Genomic DNA, 20,974 nt, shown 5'->3' on the forward strand with positions numbered 1-20,974 from the left:
AGGCCATGTACAAAATTTTGATTGCCGACGATCACCCCCTGTTTCGCGAAGCCATCCACAACGTCATCAGCGATGGTTTCCAGGGCAGTGAAGTCATGGAAACCGCCGACCTGGACAGCGCCTTGGCACTGACTCAGGCACACGACGACCTCGACCTGATCCTGCTCGACCTGAACATGCCCGGCATGCATGGCCTCAACGGCCTGATCACCCTGCGCAACGAGGCACCGACCACGCCGGTGGTGATCGTTTCGGCCGAGCAGGAAAAGCAAATCGTGCTGCAGGCCATTACCTACGGCGCCGTGGGTTTCATCACCAAGTCCTCGCCACGCTCACAGATGATCGAAGCGATCGAGCAAATCCTCAATGGCAATGTGTACCTGCCGCCCGACATCATCCGCGCCCAGAAAAGCAGCACCAGCCGGCGCCACAACGACGCCCCGAGCTTCCCGCCGGAAATGCTCCAGGCCCTGACCCGCAAGCAGCTGCTGGTGCTCGAGCGCATGACCAAAGGCGAATCGAACAAACAGATTGCCTACACCCTGGATATCGCCGAAACCACGGTCAAGGCCCACGTTTCGGCGATATTGCGCAAACTCAATGTGCACAACCGGGTGCAGGCGATCCTGAGTGCCGGCGATATCGATTTCGCCGATTACCTACGGCGTTGACCTGCACCGGCCAGCAAATGGCTCATCGCTGTCTTGAGCTTCATCGGCCGCACCGGCTTGTGCATCAGGGTGTGGCCTAGCTCACGGATCTGTTGCTTGAGGTCGTTGCTGTAGTTGGCGGTGATCATCAGTGCCGGTAGAGGCTGGGCGCGGCGGGCATTGATCCGCGCCACCGCATCGACACCATTGCAATCGTTGTCCAGGTGGTAGTCGGCAATCAACAGGTCGGCCTCGGCGTGGTAGTTGTCCACCTGGCGCGCCAGGTCTTCCTCCGACAACGCGGTGACCACCTGGCAACCCCAACCCTCCAGCAAGGTGCGCATGCCGGCGCAAATCGCCGCATCGTTATCCAGCACCCACACCCGTGCACCACGCAGGCGCTCGAGCATCGGCTCGCACATCGCCTGGCTCGGTTGGGCCTTGGGTGCCGTGGCGCTCAGCGGCACTTCGACCGCGAACACAGAACCTTTCCCAAGCCACGAACGCACGCGGATCCGGTGGCCGAGGATGCCGGCGATCTTCTCCACGATCGCCAGGCCCAGGCCCAGCCCGCGGTCCTGGTCCGGGCGTTGCACATCACCGCGCTTGAATTCCAGGAACATGTCTTCCAGGTGCTCCTCGGCAATGCCGATGCCACTGTCCCATACCTCGATCCGCAGGCCACCACGCAGGCGCCGACACCCCAGCACCACACGCCCGCTGCGGGTATAACGGATGGCATTGCTGAGCAGGTTGCGCAGAATGCGCGCCAGCAACTGGATGTCGCTGCGCACCACGGCAGAACAGCCCACGAAGTGCAGCGCCAGCCCTTCGCTGCGCGCCACCTGGGCGTATTCGGCGGCTAGGTTGTCCATCAACTCGCTGAGGGCGAACGGGGCGACATCGGCTTTGATCACGCCGGCATCGAGCTTGGATATATCCACCAGGGTGCCGAGCAGGTTCTCCACATCCTGCAGCGAATTGCTGACATTGCGCACCAGGTGGCCAGCGTTCTGCGGCTCACGGCGTTCGAGCAGCGCACTGGTGAACAACCGCGCCGCGTTCAGCGGTTGCAGCAGGTCATGGCTGACCGCGGCCAAAAACTTGGTTTTCGACAGGTTGGCCTGTTCAGCTTCGCGCTTGGCCTCGCGCAGACGCGATTCTGCCTGGCTGCGCTCTTCGATTTCGCGCAGCAACTGGTCGTTGAGGCTGGTCAGCTCGGCGGTGCGTTCGCGCACCCGTTGCTCAAGGTGCTGATAGGCCTGGTGCAGCGCCTGGGCGGTGTTGCGGCGTTCGGTGATGTCGCGGATCAGCACGAAAATACCCACCACTTCGCCGCTGGCCAGGCGGTTAGGCACGTAGGAGCGCAGCATGTAGCGCTCCTGGCCGTTGATATTGGTTTCGGCAAACTCGAAGGTTACGCTCTCCCCCGCCAGCGCACGTGCCACATAGGCTTCCAGGCGCTGGTAATGCTGCTCGCTGTGGGCCTCACGCAGGCTCTGGCCAAGCATCACCCCGTGCGGCCAGCAATACCATTCTTCGTAAACCTTGTTGGTGAACTCATAGACCAGATCAGCGTTCAGGTAAGCGATCAGTGCCGGGACGTTGTCGGTGATCAGGCGAATCTGGTGCTGGTGGGCAGTCTCAGCACGCTGCCGGGCCTCGCTGAGCAAGCGGTTGACGGCCTTGAGTTCCGCCATGGCCTGGTTCAGCGCATCGGTGCGTTCACGCACCTGCTCGGCCAGCACCACCGAATGCTGGAAAGCGGCGTAAGGGTCGTTGCCACGGGTTACCCCGGACTCGATGCGTTCGATCAGCGCGCCGTTGATGCGCTGCAGCTTGTGGTTCTGATGCTGCAGCCGGGTAACCTCGGCCTGCAGTTCAGCGACCGACAGGCGGCCGGTTGCGGGCAATGGCGACCCCGGTAAAGGTCTGGTTGATGTGCATGCCATTGAACTGTTCTCCGTAGGTGTTGAAGCCAATCACCCGTTGCTCGCGCAGGAACGCACCGACTGGCTCCAGGCCGTGCCGGGCCTCCAGTTCCAGGCGCCGCAGGAAGCAATCACAACCGATGGTCAGCAGCAACGGGCCGAGCCGCTGGTGCAAACCGTCGAATAGCTGGTGCAGGTTCGGCAACAACGGGCCTGGGGTCATGGCCGTCAGCACGATGCCGTTCTCCACCGCGCAGTAGAAGCTCAGGCTCAGGTCCGGGTGCACCTGCTGAATCGCCCGCACGTAGTACTGATCGTGAATGCGTACCGCCAGCGGGTGGGCGGCGAACACCCGGTGATCAAGCGCGGCCACCGGCACGCCGATATGGCGGGCGTACTCCTCGGCAGCGGGCTCGGCATTCAGTTCGAAAACCCGGCGCTGAGCACTGTCGGCCCCGGTGACCACCAGTTTTTCCTGGCGCGGCAGAATGTGGTGCGTGGTGAACACTTCAAAGTCCAGCCAGGTGTTGACCAGCACCACCACCGCTGCGCCGTTGTGGAATGCTCCGGCGTAGTACACATGGGTGCGGTTCAGGTAGTTGTCATCACCGGCCGATCCACCGAAGTGCGGGATTTCCCCCAGTGCTGCGCTAAGGGCCGCGAGCACCATCTCCTCGCGGCTGGACAATCCATCGAGCAGGGTCAGGGCAAAGCTGTGGCCCTTGATGGGCGCCAGGGTATTGCTGCGGCAGGTGCCGACCAGGCGCTCGACCATCTGCTGCGCATCGATCAGGCTGAAGCGCTCCATTTCATCGATCAACTCGGTGGCGATGGAAAAGTGCCGGTGATCGAAGCCCACCGCCGTCACGCAATTACGGCCGTAGCCTTGCGGGGTGATTTCGCCAGCGCTGGTGCAACCGACCAGTCGAATACCGCCAAAATCCTGCTCCAACGCTTCGCCCAAGGCCTGCAAGTCGTATTCGGCGGAACAGAAGAACAACACGAAACCCAAGTGCGGGTGCAGCAACTGCCGCGCCAGGTCCTGAGCTGCCAGCCGTGCGTCGGTTGCCTGAGACATGGCGCTGACCACACCGTCGTTTTGGGCCTGCTGCATCGTGGTCTCCGGCGCGGGGTGGCTGAGGGATCAGTGTACGAAGGTGGGTACGGGGGACGAATGCTACTTGGGTAGCGGGTGGGCGGTTCCATGGGAGTACTGTTGTCTGCCTGTCATTGCAGGGGCCGCTTCGCGGCCCCCACCACTCACCAGGTCAGCACCGCGCCCACCGCAAAGGTATCGGTGTCTTCGTTCTGGGCACTGGTGTCATGCCCGTCAATGGAGAACTGGTTGTACTCGGCCACCAGTTTGAGGTTGTCGTTGATGTCGTGGAACAACGCCACGCCGCGGGTTTCGTAGTCTGCCCCGCTGCCCACCGCGCCATTGCCATCGTCCTTGGTCTTGCCATAGGACAGCGCCACGCGGTTCTTGCCGAACTTGTACGAGCCCTGCAGCAGGTAGCCGTCACTGTCGACATTGCGCAACACCGGTTCGCCAGCATTGTTGGTGAAGAATGGGTTGATGCCCTTGGCCTGGAACCCAGAACCGGTCAGCGACCAGCCGCCCATTTTCGCCTGCACCCCGTACCCCACCCCTTTGGAGGTGATCGTCTCTACTGTCGAGTCCGTGTTGTCAGAGGTCTGGTAACTGCCGTTGACCCAGCTGTAGATCTGCGCGCCACCCAGGTCGAACTGGTAGGTGATCTCGCTCTCGGTGCGGGGGTTTTCCTGGTAGGCCTTGCCGGTGGGGCTGCTGTCGTTGGTGTCCACCGGGTCCATGATGCCCACCGCCACCCGCAGGCCGTCCATCACCGGGGTGCGGTAGGTGATCTGCGAGGTGGGGAACGGGTACGGGTAGCCGCTGCCGATGTTGCCGAACGAAACCCCGCCGCCATCCACCAGCCCCAGCGTGTCGCTGACCTGGCCATAACCGGCCAGCAGTTCGTCGAGCAGGATGTTGGAACGGGCGAACAGCCCGAAGTCCTTGCCGATCAGCACCTCGCCCCATTCGGGGTTGGCCACCGTGCCGTAGAACTGACGCACGTCGATGGCGGTGTCGGTGCCGTTGGTTTCACTGTCGTTGATGGTTACCCAGAACGAGGCACGCGCACCGAGCTTGAGGTCATCCACCTGCTTGCCCATGTTGAAACCCAGGTAGTTGGGCAAGAAACCCATTTTCACCCGCGATTGGCGGCGGTCGAACTGTTCGCCCTCACGGTCGACCTTGCTGTTGACGTAGAAGGCGTTGATATAGCCATCGGTGGAAAACGTCGTCTGGTCCTTGTCGTACAGCATGATCTCGGCCTCGGCGACACCGCTCAGGCCCAGGGCAGAAACACTGGCAATGGCGGCGGCGAGGAAACGAGGCGGCAGGTGCTTATTGTTGTTGTGCATGGCGCGCTCCAAACGGGGACTGGATGTCGGAGGCGATTATCAGAAGTGGGCAAATTGCCAGATACGCTGCTTTGGCGCGATTGGGTGGGTGCTTTGGAGCGGCGGGTATGGCGTGATGATTCGGACCCAGTACCTGCCTGGGCCGGGGCGCAAGACTTAGGGTGTACACATCAGTAGCAGGCGGGTATCAATACGCCTGAACGAACTGGGGGCCGCCTTGCGGCCCCCTTATCGCGTTACTTCAGGAAGCCAGCGCCTGCGAGCGTTGGCGCACGGGCATCTCATAACGGTGCGGTTGTTGCCAGGCCAGCCGCGCCTGCACATCGGCCGCCGCGTCTATCACCTTCTGCGCCCAGTTTTCATCCTTCGGGCACACCACCACCACGCGAAAACCGTGGTCGACGCCCTCCAGCCGCACACCTTCGGAATCATCGACATGCAGGTCGATGTCGAACGCCGATGGCAGCTTGGACGGCGAATTTTCCAGGCCTTTCTGCGCCAGGATGTGCTGGTGCCGGTCACTGTTGACCACGCCATCGACATGGATGCCGTACAGCATCAGCCAGCGGCGGATGTAAGCCGGGGTGCGCCCCGACGAGGTGTAGATCCAGATGCTGCAGCCTTGGCGGCGCAGGTCGCGAATCAGCGAACGGGTGCCGCTGCGCAGGGGCTCGCCGAGCCAGCGGTGGACGAAGGTTGGCAGCTTGCTGTCTTCGGCGGCGGCGTGCTCGGGCAGGCAGGCGAGCGTGTCGTCGATATCGAACGAAATGCGCACCTGGCCACGCTTGAGCTTGCGTTCGATAGCTTGGCGCCCGCGTGCGAACATGGATGACCGTTGCATCAGCGGCGCCCCTCACAGGCGGGCACGGGTGTGCCGCTCAGGAAGAACTTGCCGGGCTCAGGCGCCTTCGCTTCAAGGAAAGCGGCGTACTTTTTCTTGATCTTGGGGAGTTCGTACAAAGCCTTGACACCGTGTTTAGCGGAGTTGCGTATGACCGAGGACGGGTTGAAGTAACCCTCGGCGTTATCCAGCGACAGCACGAATGGCGGCAGCCCGGCACGCATCAGCAAGTAGCTGACGATGAGCGAACCGGTGCGGTTGTTGCCTTCGATGAACAGCTGCGGTTTGCTGAGGATACGTACATACACACCGGCTGCCCGCTTCCAGATCGAATCGCTGCGGTACGAGCAGTACCAGTTGTACAAATCCTTGATGCCACCTTCCACGTTGTTGAAAAAGTGCGCCTCGGTTGCGGCAAGGTGCGGGGCGAACTCCAGGCGGCGGGCCGGGTCGCTGCCGCACAGCACGGTGGCATTGATTTCCAGCATCAGGTTCAGCTGTTGCAGGTCGAAAAGGTCGATACCGCGAGCGACATAGTCGTCAATCAGGGCATAGCCTTCAAGCACATTCAGCAGCACCTCGTCGGTGAACGGGTCGCGCGGTTCGGTGAAATGCTGGCTGAGTTCTGCAAAGCGGCCCTGCACCTCGCGCAGTGCGCGCTCTACCGCTGACAGATCAAGACGACGCATCGCTCGCATTGGAAATCCTGGGTAACACTTTAACGGAAGGTAACGCGGCCAGGTGTTGCAACCTCCCTGGCTGCGACACCCGGCCACCTTGGGCATGCATGGCTCAGCTGAATTTGCCGCTGATGTAGTCGCTGGTCAGTTGTTCGCGCGGGTTCTGGAAAATCTGCGCGGTAGGGCCCATCTCGACCAGGTAGCCGGTGCGCGTGCCCTGGGAGATATCGACCGAGAAGAACGCCGTGGTGTCGGCCACACGAATCGCCTGCTGCATGTTGTGGGTCACCAGCGCGATGGTGTAGTCCTTCTTCAGCTCGACCATCAGCTCTTCCACCCGGCGGGTAGCGATCGGGTCGAGCGCCGAGCACGGCTCGTCCAGCAACAGCACTTCTGGCTCGGTGGCAATGGCACGGGCAATGCACAGGCGCTGTTGCTGGCCACCGGACAGCGACAGGCCGCTGACCTTGAGCTTGTCCTTCACCTCGTCCCACAGCGCGGCGCCTTGCAAGGCGTGCTTCACGCGATCACCCAAGTCGCCTTTGTAGCGGTTCAGGCGCAGGCCGAAGGCGACGTTGTCGAAGATGCTCATCGAGAACGGGTTGGGCTGCTGGAACACCATGCCGATGTAGCGGCGTACCACCACCGGGTCAACGCCCTTGCCATAAACGTCCTGGCCCAGGAAGTGCACATGGCCTTCGAAGCGGAAGCCCTTCACCAGGTCGTTCATGCGGTTCAGGCTACGCAGCACGGTACTCTTGCCGCAGCCCGACGGCCCGATGAAGCCGGTGATCTCGTTCTTGCGGATCGGTACATGGCTGTCACGCACGGCCATGAAATTGCCGTAGAAAATCTTGTCCAGCTTGCAGTCCATGACGATCGGGGTAGCTTCACTGACCATGGGAGCGGCTCTTTGCGCAGTGGATACGTTCAAGTTGGATGCTCCCTTTCTCAATACTTGGGCTTGCCGAAGACTCGGCTCAGAATGTTGATGACCAGCACGATCATTACCAGCACCAGCGAGGCCGCCCAGGCGAGCTCGAGCTGGTTGTCGAACGGCATGCCGGAGAAGTTGTAAATCAGCACGGCGAGCGAGGCCGTAGGGTTCATGACCGCCAGGCTACCGTCGTGGTAGATCCAGTAGTTACTGAACAGTGCGGTGAACAGCAGTGGCGCGGTTTCACCAGCGGCGCGGGCCACGGCCAGCATCACGCCGGTGAGGATGGCCGGCAGGCCGGTGGGCAAAACAATCTTCCAGATCACCTGGGCGCGGGTGCAGCCCATGCCGTAGGCAGCGTCCTTCATGATCTTGGGCACCATCTTCATCGACTCTTCGGCGGTCAGCACCACGATCGGCAGCATCAGCACCGCCAGGGCCACACCGCCTGCCGGTGCCGAGTAGGTACCGGTGGTCATCACCACCAGGGCGTAGGCAAACACGCCGGCCAGGATCGACGGCAGGCCGGTAAGCATCTTGGCGGCAAAGCGCGCGGCGTTGGCCAGCTTGCTGTCCGGGCCTAGCTCGGCCAGGAACACCGCGGCCAGGATACCGACCGGTACCGCGATGGCGGCGGCAATACCGACCATGACGAACGTGCCGGCCATGGCGTTGCCAAAACCGCCACCCATCTCGAAGCCGGTGGGCGGCAACTCGGTGAACACTTCCAGGTTAAGGCGTGCACCACCACGAGTGATCAGCATGTACAGCACGGAAATCAGCGGCACGCTGGCCACCAGCGCCGCCAGCCAGGCCAGGGTGGTCAATACCAGGCTGCGCAGGGCACGGCCTTCCAGCTTGCGCTGCAGGCTGGGCAACGCGGCCACAGGGGTCGTCAAGTCAGTCATTGTTTGTTACCCCGCTGGGCGTAGAGCATGATCATCGAGCCGAGCACGTTCACCAGCAGCGTGATGAACATCAGCACCAGTGCCGCGTACATCAGCACTTCGACCTCGTTGGGGCCGGCCTCCGGGAAGTTCAGCGCCAACAGCGCCGCCAGGGTATTGGCCGGGGCGAACAAGGAAAGGGAAATGGTGTTGGCGTTGCCGACCAGCATGGCCAGCGCCATGGTTTCACCCAGCGCACGGCCCAGGCCCAGCACCAGCGATCCGAAGATGCCGGTAGCGGCCGATGGCACCATCACCTTGAGGATGGCTTCCCAATGGGTAGTCCCCATGCCATAGGCAGCCTGCTTGGTTTTCATCGGCACGCTGGTCAGCGCATCCTGGGAAACCGCAGCGATGGTCGGCAGGATCATGATCGCCAGTACCAGCGCCGCTGGCAGCAGGCCGGGGCCACTGAGGGAGGTACCGAAAAACGGGATCCAGCCCAGCTCGCTGTTCAACCAGGCGGTCAGCGGGCGAATTGCCGGGATGACCACATAGATGCCCCACAGGCCATAGACCACGCTGGGGATGGCGGCGAGCAGCTCGACGATGGTGCGAAACACCGCGGCGAGCTTGGCCGGAAGAAAATCCTGGGTAAGGAAAATGGCCATGCTGACGCCGAAGAAACCGGCGATCAACAGGGCGATCAAGGCGCTGTAAAGCGTACCCCAGATCGCTGGCAGAATACCGTACTTGCCTTGGTTGACGTCCCAGACGCTGCCAAACAGCACGTCAAAGCCGTGCTTTTCGATGCCAGGCAGTGCCTTGCGGCCCACTTCGTAGACCAGCGCGAAGACCAGCGCCAGCACCAGCACCACACCAATGCGCGCAAGCGCACGGAAGGTGCGATCGACCAGGAAGTCTTTCGCAGACGGTGGCTGGCACGCGGAGTCTGGGTTATCCGGTATGGCAAAGGGTGTGTTCATTGGCGAGTTCCGGGACAAGGGACAAACACCCCCGGCATGGCGTCATGCCAATACCGGGAGCGCCTGGGTATTACTGGATGTTGGCGGACGCTTTACGCACCTGGTCGACGACCGACGCAGGCAGCGGGATGTAACCCATCGAGTCGGCGATGGTCTGGCCTTTGGTCAGGCTGTACTCGACCATTTCACGCATGGCCTTGGCCTTTTCCGGGTTGCCGTTGTCCTTGCGGAAGATCATCCAGGTGTAGGAAGTGATCGGGTAGGACTTGGCACCGTCCGGGTCCGGCAGCCAAGCCACCAGGTTTTCCGGCATGTTCACCGCAGCCAGTGCTTCGGCACCGCTCTCGGCATTCGGCACGACGTATTGGCCAGCCTTGTTCTGCAGCACGGCGAAGTCGACCTTGGCCAGCTTGGCGAAGCCGTACTCGATGTAGCCGATGGCACCTGGGGTCTGGCGGACGGTGGCGGTTACGCCATCGTTTTTCGGCGACTTGATGAACTTGTCGGTGGCCGGCCAGTTGACGGTGTTGCCTTCACCCAACCCTTGCTTGAAGTCAGCGTTGATGGCCGACAGGTGCTTGGTGAAGACCGCAGTGGTACCGCTGGAGTCGGCACGCACGACCACGGTAATCGGGGTGGCAGGCAGTTTCAGCTCAGGGTTGGCCGCGGCGATTTGCGGGTCGTTCCACTGGGTGATCTTGCCGAGGAAAATGTTGGAGTACACATCGCGCGGCAGCTTCAGCCCTTTCGGGTTGCCCGGCAGGTTGTAAGCCAGGACGATTTCACCGGCGGTCATTGGCAGCAACTGCACGCCTTCGCCAACCTTGGCAATGTCTGCTTCGCTCATGGCCGAGTCGCTGGCGGCGAAGTCGACGGTTTTGTTCAGGAAGTCCTGAACACCCGCCCCGCTCCCTTTGGACTGGTAGTCAACGGTGACGCCAGCGGTGTTCTTGCTGAAGTCCTTGAACCAGGTCAGGTAGATCGGTGCAGGGAAGCTGGCGCCGGAACCAGTCAGGCGGACGTTTTCTGCAGCAAAGGCTGCCGAAGTGGCGCAAAGGGAAACCGCAACGGCGAGTGCAGCAGACTTCATCAGGCGTTTCATCAAAAAGTGCTCCGTGTGATGGCCGGCACACTTTGCATCAGCTGTGTTACAGCTTTGTGACTGTTGAATGGCATCCGCGTGTTAGAGCGCTTTACCTGTGCCATGACGGCAACTTGATGTCATGCCTTGGTAACCGAAGCGGACTATCACTTGGCCATTTCCGCTAACGAGAGCCTTTGCCATGACCGCCACAGAACACGCCTTGATGCGGCGCATCCACCGCGAACTGCTTGACCACAGCGATGAAGAACTGGAGCTGGAACTGGCCGAAGACGGCCATGACCTGAATGCGCTGTTTGATGAACATGTCGAGGATGGCAGCGAAAAAGCCGCACGCAGGACTTACTTTCGCGAGCTGTTCCGCCTGCAAGGGGAATTGGTAAAGCTGCAAAGCTGGGTGGTCAAGACCGGCCACAAGGTGGTAATCCTGTTCGAGGGCCGTGACGCGGCTGGCAAAGGTGGCGTGATCAAGCGCATCACCCAGCGCCTCAACCCCCGTGTCTGTCGGGTGGCCGCCCTGCCCGCCCCCAATGATCGGGAACGCACGCAATGGTACTTCCAGCGTTATGTTCCGCATTTGCCGGCGGCAGGCGAAATCGTGCTGTTCGACCGCAGCTGGTACAACCGTGCCGGCGTGGAAAAGGTCATGGGCTTTTGCAACGACGACCAGTACGAGGAGTTTTTCCGCACGGTACCGGAGTTCGAACGCATGCTCGCCCGCTCAGGCATCCAGCTGATCAAGTACTGGTTTTCCATTTCCGACCAGGAACAACACCTGCGCTTTCTCAGCCGCCTGCACGACCCGCTCAAGCAATGGAAGCTCAGCCCCATGGACCTGGAGTCACGCCGGCGCTGGGAGGCCTACACCAAGGCCAAGGAAATCATGCTCGAACGCACCCACATCGCCGAGGCACCCTGGTGGGTGGTACAGGCCGACGACAAGAAAAAAGCCCGGCTCAACTGCATCCACCACCTGCTGGGGCAAATGCCTTATGAAGAAGTGGAGGTGCCGATGATCGAGCTGCCGCAACGGGTCAGGAAGGAGGACTACATTCGCAACCCGACGCCGATGGATATCATCGTGCCGCAGATTTACTGACGCCTGTCAGCCCAACGCATTGGGGCCGCCTGGCGGCCCTTGGTTTTCTGCATGTATCAATGTTGCACTGGGCTCAACCAATTCCCGCAATATCCGCCTCGTCGGCATCCCGACAACGGTTGCGGCATGCACATTGAAACTCAGCTTCGGCGCGTGTCGGGTAGTGCAGGCTCAGACGCAGCTTTTCTTGCGTGTCATACAAGTCATAGCCCGCCGCCAATGTGGCGGGAAAGCCAAGGTTGCGTGGATAGATTTCTTTCTTGAGCGGCACCGCTGGAACCACCACAAAGCGCGTCTGCATGATCATCCCTCTCCCGGCAGTACCTAAGTATTAGTAGCAATGCGGGAAAGCATCAAGTTGACTCATGCAAACTTTGCTCTTTCGCCAGAATCAGTGAAGCAAACCCTTCAGTACCTTCAGCACGATGATTGCGCACAAGCCCAACAGGCAGACCACCCCGACGCCATAGAACAGCGTTCGCCAGGGCTGCACCCCCGCCAGATAGGCCCAAGTGTGCAGGGCCCTGGCGCAGGTGAACACGATGCTTAACCAGGCACCGAGCGCCGCCGGTGTGTCGAGGGCGATGGCCAAGCCACCAAGGGCGAAGAAGGACGGGATATTTTCCAGGTCATTGGCCCATGCCTTGGCTGCACGCAACACCTGCGGGCGTTCCGTGGCCTGTGCGGCGCGTTTGAATACAGCGGCGTCCTCCGGGTTGGTGAAGGCCACGAAACGCAAGCGGTGATAGCCCTGATAACAGGAAACCAAGAACATCTTGAGAAACAGCACGACCACGCACAACGCGTACACCTGCAAGGCACCGCTCATGGCTGTCGCCCTCCGGCAACGCCTCGTATCACCAGGTACAACAACGGCCCCAGCGAAACGAAGACAACGGTCAGCAGCAGGTAAGGCAGCACCGCGACACCGGCACTGCCCCGTAGTCGGTTGTCTTTGACCATCCACAGGCAAGCCAGCCCCGCCATGAGGTACAGGTCGATGACTACCTGGGCAGTGTCCGGCCGGGACAACAGCGCCAGCCCGAACGCCAGCAGTGATTGCTCGGCAATCAGCATCGTCCAGCCGGTATACAGCGAAAACAGCACCAGCACTGCCAGCGCGCAGATACGCAAGCCCATATCGTTCTCCTTGGTAGGGTTTGCGGGCACAGTAGTGGTAGGGTTGTTGGCGCTCAATGACCAGTGAGGTCATGTACATTGCACTCAAGGACGATCAGGCCACGCATGAATCAGCACCTGTTCCATCGCAATAGCCCTGCCCCACATACTTCGGCAGGCCAGCATCTACGCCACCTGCGTCGGCAGGCCAGCCTCAGCCAGCTGGACCTGGCGCTGCTGGCGGGGCTGTCGCAGCGCCATCTGAGCTGCGTGGAGACCGGCCGCGCCAGGGCCAGCCCGAGCACCTTGCATGCGCTGCTTTCGGCCCTTGGCGCGCCGTTGGAGCTGTGCAATGAAGTGTTCGTCGCTGCCGGCTACGCGCCCCGCTACGCGGCCTCGCCACTCGATGCGCCCGAGTTGGCGCTGGTGCATGCCGCCATTGAACACATCCTGCAGGTCAACAACCCCGCACCTGCGATCGTCATCGACAGCAACTGGGACGTCATCGCCGCCAATACCAGTACCGGGCTCTTGTTGGCGATGGCCGGCGTTACAGCACAGCCGGCCACAGGCCTCAACCTGCTGCAGACACTGCTCTGCCCCGGCGGCCTGGGCGATCATCTGGCCAATGCGCAAGAAATTCGCAGCGCTGCCTGGCAACGTGCGTCCAGGGAGGCGGCAGGCAACCCGGCGCTGGCAGAGCGCTTGGGCAAACTGCCGATTCCGGGCAGCCCGCTCGAAACGGCTGCCACACCAGTGCTGCTGACGCGTGTGCATAGCCCCTATGGCGAGCTGAGGTTCCTGTCCACGTTCACCACCTTCGGCATGCCGCTGGATATCACGGTGGAATCACTGCGCATCGAACACCTGATCCCCGCCGACCCACAGACCCGGCAGAGGATGCAGGCGGCGTTCGAGCAATGGTCGGCCGTTACAGCGTGAACGACAGCATCTGGCCAAGGAACCTGGCGCTTATCCGATACCCGGTTCCATCCAGGTCAAAGGGCTGGCACATGGCCCCCGTGGTCACCACATCACCTGCCTTCAAGGTCTCGCCGCGTTCGGCGGCATGTGCATAAAGGTGGGCCAGTGACACCAGCGGGTCGGTCGCCGCTTCGCCCGACAGGCCACGCGCCCGCAATTCACCGTCTACGTGCACCTCGGTGGTTTCGGCCAGGTCGGCCAACAGCGGTACAGCGATGCCTGCGCCCAGGCTGCTGCCGACCACCAGCGCCTCGAAGCCTACGTTGTCTGCCACAAAGCTCGGCCAGCCGACCGCCTTGCGGTCGACAAAGCGCGAGCGCACCACTTCGAAGGTGACGCAGGTAGCGCGGATGTCCTCACTGACCGGGGCCCGCCCAGCTTGTGGCGGGATATCACGGTCAAGCACGAAGGCGATCTCGCACTCGATGGTCACCGGTGTAATGGCCGGCAGTTGGATGTGTGCGCCATCCGCATGACAACGCCCCGCCTCCAGCTGGCCAATCAATGGCCGCGACAAGTTGGCTGCTCGCATGGCTGCGGGGCTGCCGACGCCCAGCTTCCAACCTGCGCGCTGGCCAGCGGCAGCGGCAAACAACTGGTCCTGGCTGTCATAACCTTGCTTCAACGTCTCAGGCTTGAGGCTGGCGGGCAGTTCCGTCAGCAGGTCACCACTGCGCCAGTGCTGCATTAACAGGGCTGCGGTGCGTTGGTGTACGAAGAGCGAACTGTTCATCAAAACCTCATGGAAATGGGCGATGGCGGGCAACAGATGCTAGGGCCTGAAATTGATGAGGGTAAATATATTGTCATGATGCCTGGCATAACAAGCCGTTATGAATCGGCATGACGATCACTGATCCGTTGAAACCGGCTGCTTCAGCAACAGTACATAAGCCATCGCCGCCACTGCCGCCACCGCTGCACTGATCAGGAATGCCGAAGCGAACGACCCGGTCTGCTGGATGCTGAACCCGGTCACGATCGGTGCCACCGAGCCCGCCAGGTAGCCGCCGAAGTTCTGGATCGAGCCAAACGAGGCCACACGCTGGCTGTCGACCACGGTGTTGGCAATCATCCAGGCGGTGGAGCTGGCCATGTTCACACTGAACAACGCGCAGCACAGCAATGCCACGCTGAGCATGAAACCGCTACCGAACGACAACGGAACGGTAAATGCCGCCGCCGCGAACAACGCCGTCACCACGACCCGCTTGCGGCTACCCAGCACGCTGGCGCCGTTTTTTACCAGGCGGTCGCAGATGCGTCCCGCGACAATGGTGCCCAGCGCACCGAACACATAGGCCAGCGAAACCACCCAGGCCGTCTGGTACAGGCTCAAGCCATGCTCACGTTCGAAGTAGCCCGGCAACCAGGTCAGGTGCAGCCACAGCATGTAGATCACCCCCATGAAGCCCAACACCGCGCCCCAGGTGCTCTTGTGGCGGAACAACTCGGCCCACGCCGCCAACTGCGTCCGCACGCTCGGCCTGGCGCTCGCCACAGGCTGTTTATGCACCTGAGTCGCCAGCAGCCGCTCACGCTCTTCGGCGGGCAGTTCGGCCAGGTAACGCGCCTTGCTTTTGTAGAAGGCGAACCAGCAGGCGGCGACCAGAATGCCAAACACCCCGGTGACGATGAACATGCCGCGCCAGCCCCAGGTGACCATCAGCAACGTGAGCAACGGCGGCGCCAGGCACGGCCCAATGCAGGTCGATGACAGTACGATGCCGGTCGGCGTCCCCCGCTTTTCGGCCTCGAACCATTCTGCCAGCGCCTTGGCCGCCGACGGGAACATCGGCGCTTCGCCAATCCCCAGCACCACCCGCAGCCCGATAAACGCCGAGAAACTGTTGATCAGGCCGGAAGCCGTCTGCGCCACCGACCAGCCCAACAAGGCCGCCCCCAGCGAGATCTTGCTGCCCAGGCGATCGATGATCATGCCCAGGGGCAGTTGCGAAAAGGCATACGCCAGGGAAAACGCCGACAGCAGAATGCCCATCTGTGACGGCGTGATACCCATGTCGCGCTGGATCGACGTGTTGGCGATCGACAGCGCACTGCGGTCGACATAGTTGATGATGCCAATCACCAGCAACAGGCTGACGGTGATGACCTGGTACTTTCTGAAGGGGTTCGCGCTGGCGACCGCTTCCGGCGAACCTGCAAGCTCGGCTTGCGCGTATTTGCTATTCATGGGCGTTCACTTTTGTTGTTATTGGAAGAACCGCGAGTAACGGCTTACATGGACGCTGCAAGCAACCCCTGGTAGTCCTCGGCAGACGCTTCGCGCGGGTTGGTGCGGTGGCTGTGGTCGGCCAGCGCGCCCTGGATGATGCGCGGGAACAGGTCCTCGCTGACGCCCAGCTCGCGCAGCCCGGTCGGCAGGCCCAGCGTGCGGGTCATGTTGCGGATGGCCTCTTCGATCTGGCTGTCGTCCGCCAACCCCATCGCCTGGGCGATGCGTTGCATCTTGTGCTCGTCAAGTACCGTTTCGGCCTGGCGGTTGAAGGTGATGACGGCAGGCAGGAAGATCGCATTGAGGGTACCGTGATGCAGGCGCGGGTTGATCCCGCCCAGCGCATGGCTAAGGCTGTGCACGCAGCCCAGGCCCTTCTGGAAAGCCAACGCACCTTGCAGCGAGGCACTCATCATGTTGATGCGCCCGTCCAGGTTGCCCGGTTCGCGGGTGGCGCTCTCGATGAAGCGCCAGGCGCGCCACAGGCCGTCAAGGGCAATACCGTCGGCAGGCGGGTTGAATACAGGGGCCATGAAGGTTTCCAGGCAGTGGGCAATCGCATCCATGCCAGTGGCAGCCGTGAGCTGTGCCGGCAGGCCAAGGGTCAACGCCGGGTCACAGATGGCAGCCTTGGGCACCACATGGGGCGAGATCACCCCCACCTTGCGCCCGTCATCCAGAATCAGGATGGCGCCCCGCCCTACCTCGCTGCCCGTGCCGGCGGTGGTCGGTACCGCAATCACCGGCGCGGTTGCCGGGGTGATGCGGGCCAGGCCGCCCTCGATCACCGCAAAGCTTTTCAAGGGGCCATCGTGTCGGGCACACACCGCCACCCCTTTGGCCAGGTCGATCGCCGAACCGCCGCCAATGGCGATGATGCCGTCACAGCCGCACTCCTTGAACATGGCCACGGCTTCACGCACGGCATTCTCGTTGGGGTTGGGTGGCGTACCGTCATAGATCGGCAGTTGCGCGGTGCTGTCGCCGAAGGTGTTCAACGCCGTATCGACAATACCGGCAGCGCGCACGCCTCGGTCGGTCACGATCAAAGGCCTGGTTATACCAATGCGCTCGCACTCGGCAGGCAAGCGGGCGATGGCGCCGATTTCGAATTGAATCTGGGTGACGTAGTTGATCAGGGACATAAGGCTTGGCAGGCTCCTGGCTTTATTGTTCTGGGCGTCTCAACCGCAAGGGAAGCGACGCTGTGCAGCGCCAGTATAGGAATGCACGGCTGGCCATGGTATTGAGAACAATCCATATCGGTATAACCAGGACGCATACCCGATGACCCCCTCGCTCAATTCGATCATGTCCCGCCTGCACGCCCGCCACCTGCGCTTGTTGATCGAGCTGGACGAGCACCGCTCGCTGCTCGGTGCAGCAGGCAGCGTCGGGCTTACCCAGCCTGGTGCCAGCAAGGCATTGCAGGAAATCGAAACCACCTTCGGCACCGTGCTGTTCAACCGCACCAACCGCGGGCTGGAGCCTACGGCCGCGGGGCACTGCGCCATCCGCTACGCCCGCGTGGTACAGACTGATATCGCCAACCTGCGGCATGACCTGGATGCCATCCTGCGTGGGGTTGGCGGCCGGCTGGCGGTGGGGGCGATCATGGGCGCCGTGCCGTTGCTGATGAAAGCCGTGTCTCAGCTGGCCGGCATCCAGCCGCAGATGTCGTTCGAAATCATCGAGGACACCAGCCAGTCATTGCTGGCGCAGATCGAGAGCGGCCGCCTGGACATCGCCCTGTGCCGCACCAGCGTCAGCAACACGCCACAGTTGTTCGCCAGCACCTTTGTCCAGGATGAGACGCTGGCGGTCATCGCCAACATCGACCACCCGTTAAAGCATGCGGCAAGCCTGAGCCTTGACGAGCTGGCCGAGAGCCGCTGGATCGTGTACCGGGCCAACATGCCGATGCGCGTGCAACTGGAGCGCGAGTTCCACGATGCCGGGCTGCGCTTCCCGCTGCACCTGGTTGAAACCACCTCGATCCTGGCAACCTTGTCGTTGTTGCAAAACCGCCCTGACTTCGTCGCACTGGTCTCGATCGACGTGGCCCGGCAATGTGCGATGAATCAACAGGTCAGCATTCTGCCCCTGAGCATGGGCTCGGTCAGCGACCCCTACGAGCTGGTTACCCGTAAAGGCAGCCAGGCGACACCGGCCATGGACAAGCTCAGTGAACTGCTGCTGTTGCAGGGCCGACAGTGCAACAACAGTTAGTTGGGTTTTCAGGCAGATACCCCTCGAAACACTAAGCTAAAAGCCTGATTTCATTGGTTTTAAAGGTTGGCACAGCAGCTGCAACGTGAAGGTATCCGCCTACACGACGAGTTGCTCATGCCTGCCCCTACCGTATCCGCCAACTACGAAATCCGCACGCCAGCGGCGCACATCATTCGCGATGACGCCGAGGCGCTTGCCATCGCCCATCAAGTCGCCGAACTGCTGCGCGAGGGCGCAGCCGAACGCGACCGCAACCGCGAAGTACCGGCCGACATCGTCGACGCCTTTTCCAACAGCGGGCTATGGGGCATCACCGTGCCGCGGGCCTACGGTGGCGCCGAAGTATCGTTCGCCACGCTTGCCCGCGTGATCGCCATCGTCTCCGCTGCCGACCCATCCCTTGGGCAAATTCCGCAAAACCACTATTGCCTGCTCGAAGACATACGCCTGCAAGGCACGCCAGAGCAGCAACGCTACTTCTACGACCTGGTATTGCAAGGGCACCGATTTGCCAACGCCCTGTCGGAAACCGGCGGCAAAACCGTCCAGGACATTCGCACACGCCTGGTCGCCGAGGGCGATGGCTACCGCATCGACGGGCGCAAAGGCTACTGCACCGGCTCGCTGTACGCCCATTGGCTCGGCGTGCTGGCCCTGGACGAGCAGGACCGTGCCCAACTGGCCTTCGTGCAACGAGGCAGCGCCGGCCTGGTGATCGTCGATGACTGGAGCAGCATGGGCCAGCGCACCACGTCCAGCGGCACGGTGCTGCTCGACGGCCTGCGGGTGCCGGCATTCAACCTGTTCCCCAGCTACCGCTCCTACGAAAGCCCGACCCTCGCCGGCCCCTTTGCTCAGTTGACCACAGCGGCCATCGACGCCGGCATCGGCCGCGCAGCGCTGGACGACACCCTCGCGTTCGTGCGTGAGCATGCCCGGCCGTGGATCGATGCCCAGGTCGACAAGGCCAGCGAAGACCCATTGACCATCATCCAGGTCGGCTCGCTGGAGATTCGTCAGGAAGCCGCCGAAGCCCTGCTCGAACGTGCAGGCCAGGCCCTGGATGCGGCCAAACCCGCCCCTGATGAAAACAACGTGGCCCTGGCTTCGATTGCAGTGGCCAAGGCCAAGGTACTGACCACCGAGGCCGCCATCGAAGCCAGTAACCGCCTGTTCGAACTGGGCGGCACGCGCTCGTCGCTGACCCGGCACAATCTCGACCGCCACTGGCGCAACGCCCGCGTGCACACCCTGCACGACCCGGTGCGCTGGAAGTACCACCTGGTCGGTAACTGGGCACTGAACGGCGTCAAGCCGCCTCGCCATGACTGGAACTGAGGCCACGCCAATGAATGACCTGCTGACCAACGTCGACTGGGCGGAAATCGCCCAGGCCTGCCTGGAAACGCTCAGCATGCTGGGCGCCGCACTGGGCTTTACCGTGCTCTTCGGCCTGCCCCTTGGCGTACTGCTGTACCTGACCGGGCAGCGCCAGTTACTGGCGCACGGCCCGCTGTACCGAAGCCTGTCGGTGGTGGTCAACGTGCTGCGCTCGCTGCCGTTCATCATCCTGCTGATCGTGCTGATTCCGCTGACCACCCTGCTGACCGGCACGTCGCTGGGCGTGAAGGGCACCATTCCGCCGCTGGTGGTCGGCTGCACGCCATTCTTCGCTCGCCTGGTAGAAACCGCGCTGCGCGAAGTGGACCGTGGCCTGGTTGAAGCCAGCCAGGCCATGGGCGGCAGCATCGCGCAGATCATCCGCTACACCTTGCTGCCCGAAGCGCGCACCGGGCTGATCGCGGCGGTCACCGTCACCGCCATCGTGCTGGTCGACTACACCGCCATGGCCGGGGTGATCGGCGGCGGCGGCCTGGGCGACCTGGCGATCCGCTTCGGTTACCAACGCTTCCAGACCGATGTGATGGTGGTCACCGTGCTGCTGCTGATCCTGCTGGTGCAGGTGCTGCAGATGAGCGGTGACCGCCTGGTAAGACACTTCACCCGCCGCTGAACCCCGACTCTTCTCAGGTACTGACCATGAAAAAGACCCTCACCGCCCTCGCCGCTTTCCTCGCCTTCAGTGCCCAGGCCGCCGAACACCTGGTGGTTGGCGCCACGCCGGTACCGCATGCGGAAATCCTCGAGTTCGTCAAACCGGCCCTGGCCAAGCAAGGGGTCGACCTGGACATCAAAGTGTTCAACGACTTCATCCAGCCCAACCTGCAACTGGCGCAGAAGAACCTGGACGCCAACTACTACCAGTACCGGCCATTCCTCAACGACTTCAACAAGACCCGGCACACCGACCTGGTGCCGGTGGTAGGCGTGCACATCGAGCCATTCGGCGCCTATTCGGCCAAGTACAAAACCCTTGCCGAGCTGCCCGATGGCGCCAGCGTCGCCATTCCCAACGACCCGGTGAACACTGGCCGTGCCCTGGTACTGCTGGCCGAGGCCGGGCTGCTCACGCTGAAAGACCCGGCCAACCCGCAGTCCACTCAGCGCGACATTACCGACAACCCCCACCACCTGAAGATCCGCGAACTGGAAGGCGCCATGCTGGCCCGCTCGGTGAAACAGGTCGACCTGGCCTTCGTTTTCGCCAACTACGCACTGGAGGCCGGCATCGATACCAACAGCGCGCTGATCGTTGAAAAAGGCAAGGACCTGTACGTGGAATACCTGGTCGCCCGCCCCGACAACCTGCAGGACCCGGGTATCCAGAAGCTGGCCAAGGCACTCAATTCCCCTGAAGTGCGCAACTTCATCCTGACCCGCTACAAAGGCCAGATCGCCCCTGGTTTCTGACCCCTGACGCCCTCTGGTGACGGAGGGCATG

At 62.1% G+C, this 20,974-nt stretch carries 22 protein-coding genes; 7 read left to right on the plus strand and 15 right to left on the minus strand.

All coding sequences use genetic code 11. From position 1 onward, the window contains the following. Positions 1-5: 5 nt before the first annotated feature. Positions 6-671 carry a response regulator transcription factor gene (locus DM807_RS20520; RefSeq protein ID WP_012272760.1) on the plus strand — a complete coding sequence of 222 codons (666 nt, stop codon included), beginning with the start codon at positions 6-8 and terminating at the stop codon, positions 669-671. Here DM807_RS20520 and DM807_RS20525 read toward each other — a convergent pair. The 9 genes from DM807_RS20525 to pstS all read right to left on the minus strand — a co-directional run bounded on the left by DM807_RS20525 (position 656) and on the right by pstS (position 10,462). Further along, positions 656-2,563, minus strand: coding sequence for a PAS domain-containing hybrid sensor histidine kinase/response regulator (locus DM807_RS20525; protein WP_012272761.1), 1,908 nt, complete (start codon positions 2,561-2,563; stop codon positions 656-658). The two genes, DM807_RS20520 and DM807_RS20525, sit on opposite strands and share 16 nt — an antisense overlap. Continuing rightward, positions 2,532-3,695 carry a nitric oxide-sensing protein NosP gene (gene nosP, locus DM807_RS20530; RefSeq protein ID WP_060514377.1) on the minus strand — a complete coding sequence of 388 codons (1,164 nt, stop codon included), beginning with the start codon at positions 3,693-3,695 and terminating at the stop codon, positions 2,532-2,534. The genes DM807_RS20525 and nosP overlap by 32 nt, the downstream gene beginning before the upstream one ends. 146 nt (positions 3,696-3,841) lie before the next feature. Continuing rightward, positions 3,842-5,029, minus strand: a complete 1,188-nt coding sequence (locus tag DM807_RS20535; protein ID WP_012272763.1) for a porin — start codon at positions 5,027-5,029, stop codon at positions 3,842-3,844. 241 nt (positions 5,030-5,270) lie between these two features. Next, entirely contained in the window at positions 5,271-5,870 is a 600-nt protein-coding gene (locus DM807_RS20540; protein ID WP_179027823.1) for a trehalose-phosphatase, read from the minus strand. After that, on the minus strand, positions 5,870-6,568 hold the full coding sequence (locus tag DM807_RS20545) for a hypothetical protein (protein ID WP_012272765.1): 699 nt from the start codon (positions 6,566-6,568) through the stop codon (positions 5,870-5,872). The genes DM807_RS20540 and DM807_RS20545 overlap by 1 nt, the downstream gene beginning before the upstream one ends. A 94-nt stretch (positions 6,569-6,662) precedes the next feature. Further along, a complete protein-coding gene (gene pstB / locus DM807_RS20550) occupies positions 6,663-7,451 on the minus strand; it encodes a phosphate ABC transporter ATP-binding protein PstB (protein ID WP_012272766.1) in 789 nt (262 codons plus the stop codon). Between the two features lie 50 nt (positions 7,452-7,501). Further along, positions 7,502-8,395 carry a phosphate ABC transporter permease PstA gene (gene pstA / locus DM807_RS20555; RefSeq protein WP_012272767.1) on the minus strand — a complete coding sequence of 298 codons (894 nt, stop codon included), beginning with the start codon at positions 8,393-8,395 and terminating at the stop codon, positions 7,502-7,504. Continuing rightward, complete coding sequence (pstC, locus tag DM807_RS20560; RefSeq protein ID WP_004574212.1) at positions 8,392-9,360, minus strand: phosphate ABC transporter permease subunit PstC; 969 nt, start codon at positions 9,358-9,360, stop codon at positions 8,392-8,394. Before pstC ends, pstA begins: the two co-directional genes overlap by 4 nt. Positions 9,361-9,430: 70 nt before the next feature. Further along, entirely contained in the window at positions 9,431-10,462 is a 1,032-nt protein-coding gene (pstS, locus tag DM807_RS20565; protein ID WP_012272768.1) for a phosphate ABC transporter substrate-binding protein PstS, read from the minus strand. A 181-nt stretch (positions 10,463-10,643) separates the two neighbouring features. Here pstS and ppk2 point away from each other — a divergent pair, with 181 nt between their 5' ends. Continuing rightward, entirely contained in the window at positions 10,644-11,561 is a 918-nt protein-coding gene (gene ppk2 / locus DM807_RS20570; protein ID WP_012272769.1) for a polyphosphate kinase 2, read from the plus strand. Between the two features lie 73 nt (positions 11,562-11,634). On the opposite strand, the gene DM807_RS20575 is transcribed toward ppk2, so the two are convergent. The 3 genes from DM807_RS20575 to DM807_RS20585 form a co-directional block, all read right to left on the minus strand. After that, positions 11,635-11,868 (minus strand): hypothetical protein, encoded by a 234-nt coding sequence (locus tag DM807_RS20575; RefSeq protein ID WP_012272770.1) that lies wholly within the window; start codon positions 11,866-11,868, stop codon positions 11,635-11,637. Between the two features lie 84 nt (positions 11,869-11,952). Then, positions 11,953-12,390, minus strand: a complete 438-nt coding sequence (locus tag DM807_RS20580; protein WP_179027824.1) for an MAPEG family protein — start codon at positions 12,388-12,390, stop codon at positions 11,953-11,955. Beyond that, positions 12,387-12,701 (minus strand): DUF2834 domain-containing protein, encoded by a 315-nt coding sequence (locus DM807_RS20585; RefSeq protein ID WP_179027825.1) that lies wholly within the window; start codon positions 12,699-12,701, stop codon positions 12,387-12,389. The genes DM807_RS20580 and DM807_RS20585 overlap by 4 nt, the downstream gene beginning before the upstream one ends. A 105-nt stretch (positions 12,702-12,806) precedes the next feature. On the opposite strand from DM807_RS20585, the gene DM807_RS20590 reads away from it, so the two are divergent. Then, a complete protein-coding gene (locus DM807_RS20590) occupies positions 12,807-13,622 on the plus strand; it encodes a helix-turn-helix domain-containing protein (RefSeq protein ID WP_012272773.1) in 816 nt (271 codons plus the stop codon). Here DM807_RS20590 and DM807_RS20595 read toward each other — a convergent pair. The 3 genes from DM807_RS20595 to DM807_RS20605 all read right to left on the minus strand — a co-directional run bounded on the left by DM807_RS20595 (position 13,612) and on the right by DM807_RS20605 (position 17,045). Continuing rightward, positions 13,612-14,397, minus strand: coding sequence for a 2-keto-4-pentenoate hydratase (locus DM807_RS20595; protein WP_179027826.1), 786 nt, complete (start codon positions 14,395-14,397; stop codon positions 13,612-13,614). The genes DM807_RS20590 and DM807_RS20595 overlap by 11 nt on opposite strands. Before the next feature lie 117 nt (positions 14,398-14,514). After that, a complete protein-coding gene (locus tag DM807_RS20600) occupies positions 14,515-15,858 on the minus strand; it encodes an MFS transporter (protein WP_179027827.1) in 1,344 nt (447 codons plus the stop codon). Between the two features lie 44 nt (positions 15,859-15,902). Then, entirely contained in the window at positions 15,903-17,045 is a 1,143-nt protein-coding gene (locus tag DM807_RS20605; protein ID WP_060514380.1) for an iron-containing alcohol dehydrogenase, read from the minus strand. A gap of 142 nt (positions 17,046-17,187) precedes the next feature. Between DM807_RS20605 and DM807_RS20610 the strand changes: the two genes are divergently transcribed. The 4 genes from DM807_RS20610 to DM807_RS20625 all read left to right on the plus strand — a co-directional run bounded on the left by DM807_RS20610 (position 17,188) and on the right by DM807_RS20625 (position 20,943). Further along, complete coding sequence (locus tag DM807_RS20610) at positions 17,188-18,129, plus strand: LysR family transcriptional regulator (RefSeq protein WP_060514381.1); 942 nt, start codon at positions 17,188-17,190, stop codon at positions 18,127-18,129. 117 nt (positions 18,130-18,246) lie between these two features. After that, the gene (locus DM807_RS20615; protein ID WP_179027828.1) at positions 18,247-19,470 is read left to right on the plus strand and encodes an SfnB family sulfur acquisition oxidoreductase; all 1,224 of its coding nucleotides are present in this window, start codon (positions 18,247-18,249) and stop codon (positions 19,468-19,470) included. 10 nt (positions 19,471-19,480) lie between these two features. After that, complete coding sequence (locus DM807_RS20620; RefSeq protein ID WP_060493507.1) at positions 19,481-20,146, plus strand: methionine ABC transporter permease; 666 nt, start codon at positions 19,481-19,483, stop codon at positions 20,144-20,146. 26 nt (positions 20,147-20,172) lie between these two features. Then, positions 20,173-20,943 carry a MetQ/NlpA family ABC transporter substrate-binding protein gene (locus tag DM807_RS20625; RefSeq protein WP_012272780.1) on the plus strand — a complete coding sequence of 257 codons (771 nt, stop codon included), beginning with the start codon at positions 20,173-20,175 and terminating at the stop codon, positions 20,941-20,943. Positions 20,944-20,974 lie beyond the last annotated feature (31 nt).

This window comes from Pseudomonas hunanensis (assembly GCF_013393325.1).
Taxonomy (GTDB): domain Bacteria; phylum Pseudomonadota; class Gammaproteobacteria; order Pseudomonadales; family Pseudomonadaceae; genus Aquipseudomonas; species Aquipseudomonas putida_P.

What these genes read in the sequence shown, in the direction of transcription:
- DM807_RS20625 (WP_012272780.1), top strand. Translation starts at nt 20,173, where the DNA reads ATGAAAAAGACCCTCACCGCCCTCGCCGCTTTCCTCGCCTTCAGTGCC.
- DM807_RS20540 (WP_179027823.1), bottom strand. Translation starts at nt 5,870, where the DNA reads ATGCAACGGTCATCCATGTTCGCACGCGGGCGCCAAGCTATCGAACGC.
- DM807_RS20600 (WP_179027827.1), bottom strand. Translation starts at nt 15,858, where the DNA reads ATGAATAGCAAATACGCGCAAGCCGAGCTTGCAGGTTCGCCGGAAGCG.
- DM807_RS20545 (WP_012272765.1), bottom strand. Translation starts at nt 6,568, where the DNA reads ATGCGAGCGATGCGTCGTCTTGATCTGTCAGCGGTAGAGCGCGCACTG.
- DM807_RS20590 (WP_012272773.1), top strand. Translation starts at nt 12,807, where the DNA reads ATGAATCAGCACCTGTTCCATCGCAATAGCCCTGCCCCACATACTTCG.
- pstS (WP_012272768.1), bottom strand. Translation starts at nt 10,462, where the DNA reads ATGAAACGCCTGATGAAGTCTGCTGCACTCGCCGTTGCGGTTTCCCTT.
- DM807_RS20595 (WP_179027826.1), bottom strand. Translation starts at nt 14,397, where the DNA reads ATGAACAGTTCGCTCTTCGTACACCAACGCACCGCAGCCCTGTTAATG.
- pstA (WP_012272767.1), bottom strand. Translation starts at nt 8,395, where the DNA reads ATGACTGACTTGACGACCCCTGTGGCCGCGTTGCCCAGCCTGCAGCGC.
- DM807_RS20615 (WP_179027828.1), top strand. Translation starts at nt 18,247, where the DNA reads ATGCCTGCCCCTACCGTATCCGCCAACTACGAAATCCGCACGCCAGCG.
- DM807_RS20520 (WP_012272760.1), top strand. Translation starts at nt 6, where the DNA reads ATGTACAAAATTTTGATTGCCGACGATCACCCCCTGTTTCGCGAAGCC.
- DM807_RS20535 (WP_012272763.1), bottom strand. Translation starts at nt 5,029, where the DNA reads ATGCACAACAACAATAAGCACCTGCCGCCTCGTTTCCTCGCCGCCGCC.
- ppk2 (WP_012272769.1), top strand. Translation starts at nt 10,644, where the DNA reads ATGACCGCCACAGAACACGCCTTGATGCGGCGCATCCACCGCGAACTG.
- DM807_RS20580 (WP_179027824.1), bottom strand. Translation starts at nt 12,390, where the DNA reads ATGAGCGGTGCCTTGCAGGTGTACGCGTTGTGCGTGGTCGTGCTGTTT.
- DM807_RS20585 (WP_179027825.1), bottom strand. Translation starts at nt 12,701, where the DNA reads ATGGGCTTGCGTATCTGCGCGCTGGCAGTGCTGGTGCTGTTTTCGCTG.
- DM807_RS20620 (WP_060493507.1), top strand. Translation starts at nt 19,481, where the DNA reads ATGAATGACCTGCTGACCAACGTCGACTGGGCGGAAATCGCCCAGGCC.
- DM807_RS20575 (WP_012272770.1), bottom strand. Translation starts at nt 11,868, where the DNA reads ATGATCATGCAGACGCGCTTTGTGGTGGTTCCAGCGGTGCCGCTCAAG.
- DM807_RS20610 (WP_060514381.1), top strand. Translation starts at nt 17,188, where the DNA reads ATGACCCCCTCGCTCAATTCGATCATGTCCCGCCTGCACGCCCGCCAC.
- pstC (WP_004574212.1), bottom strand. Translation starts at nt 9,360, where the DNA reads ATGAACACACCCTTTGCCATACCGGATAACCCAGACTCCGCGTGCCAG.
- pstB (WP_012272766.1), bottom strand. Translation starts at nt 7,451, where the DNA reads ATGGTCAGTGAAGCTACCCCGATCGTCATGGACTGCAAGCTGGACAAG.
- nosP (WP_060514377.1), bottom strand. Translation starts at nt 3,695, where the DNA reads ATGCAGCAGGCCCAAAACGACGGTGTGGTCAGCGCCATGTCTCAGGCA.
- DM807_RS20605 (WP_060514380.1), bottom strand. Translation starts at nt 17,045, where the DNA reads ATGTCCCTGATCAACTACGTCACCCAGATTCAATTCGAAATCGGCGCC.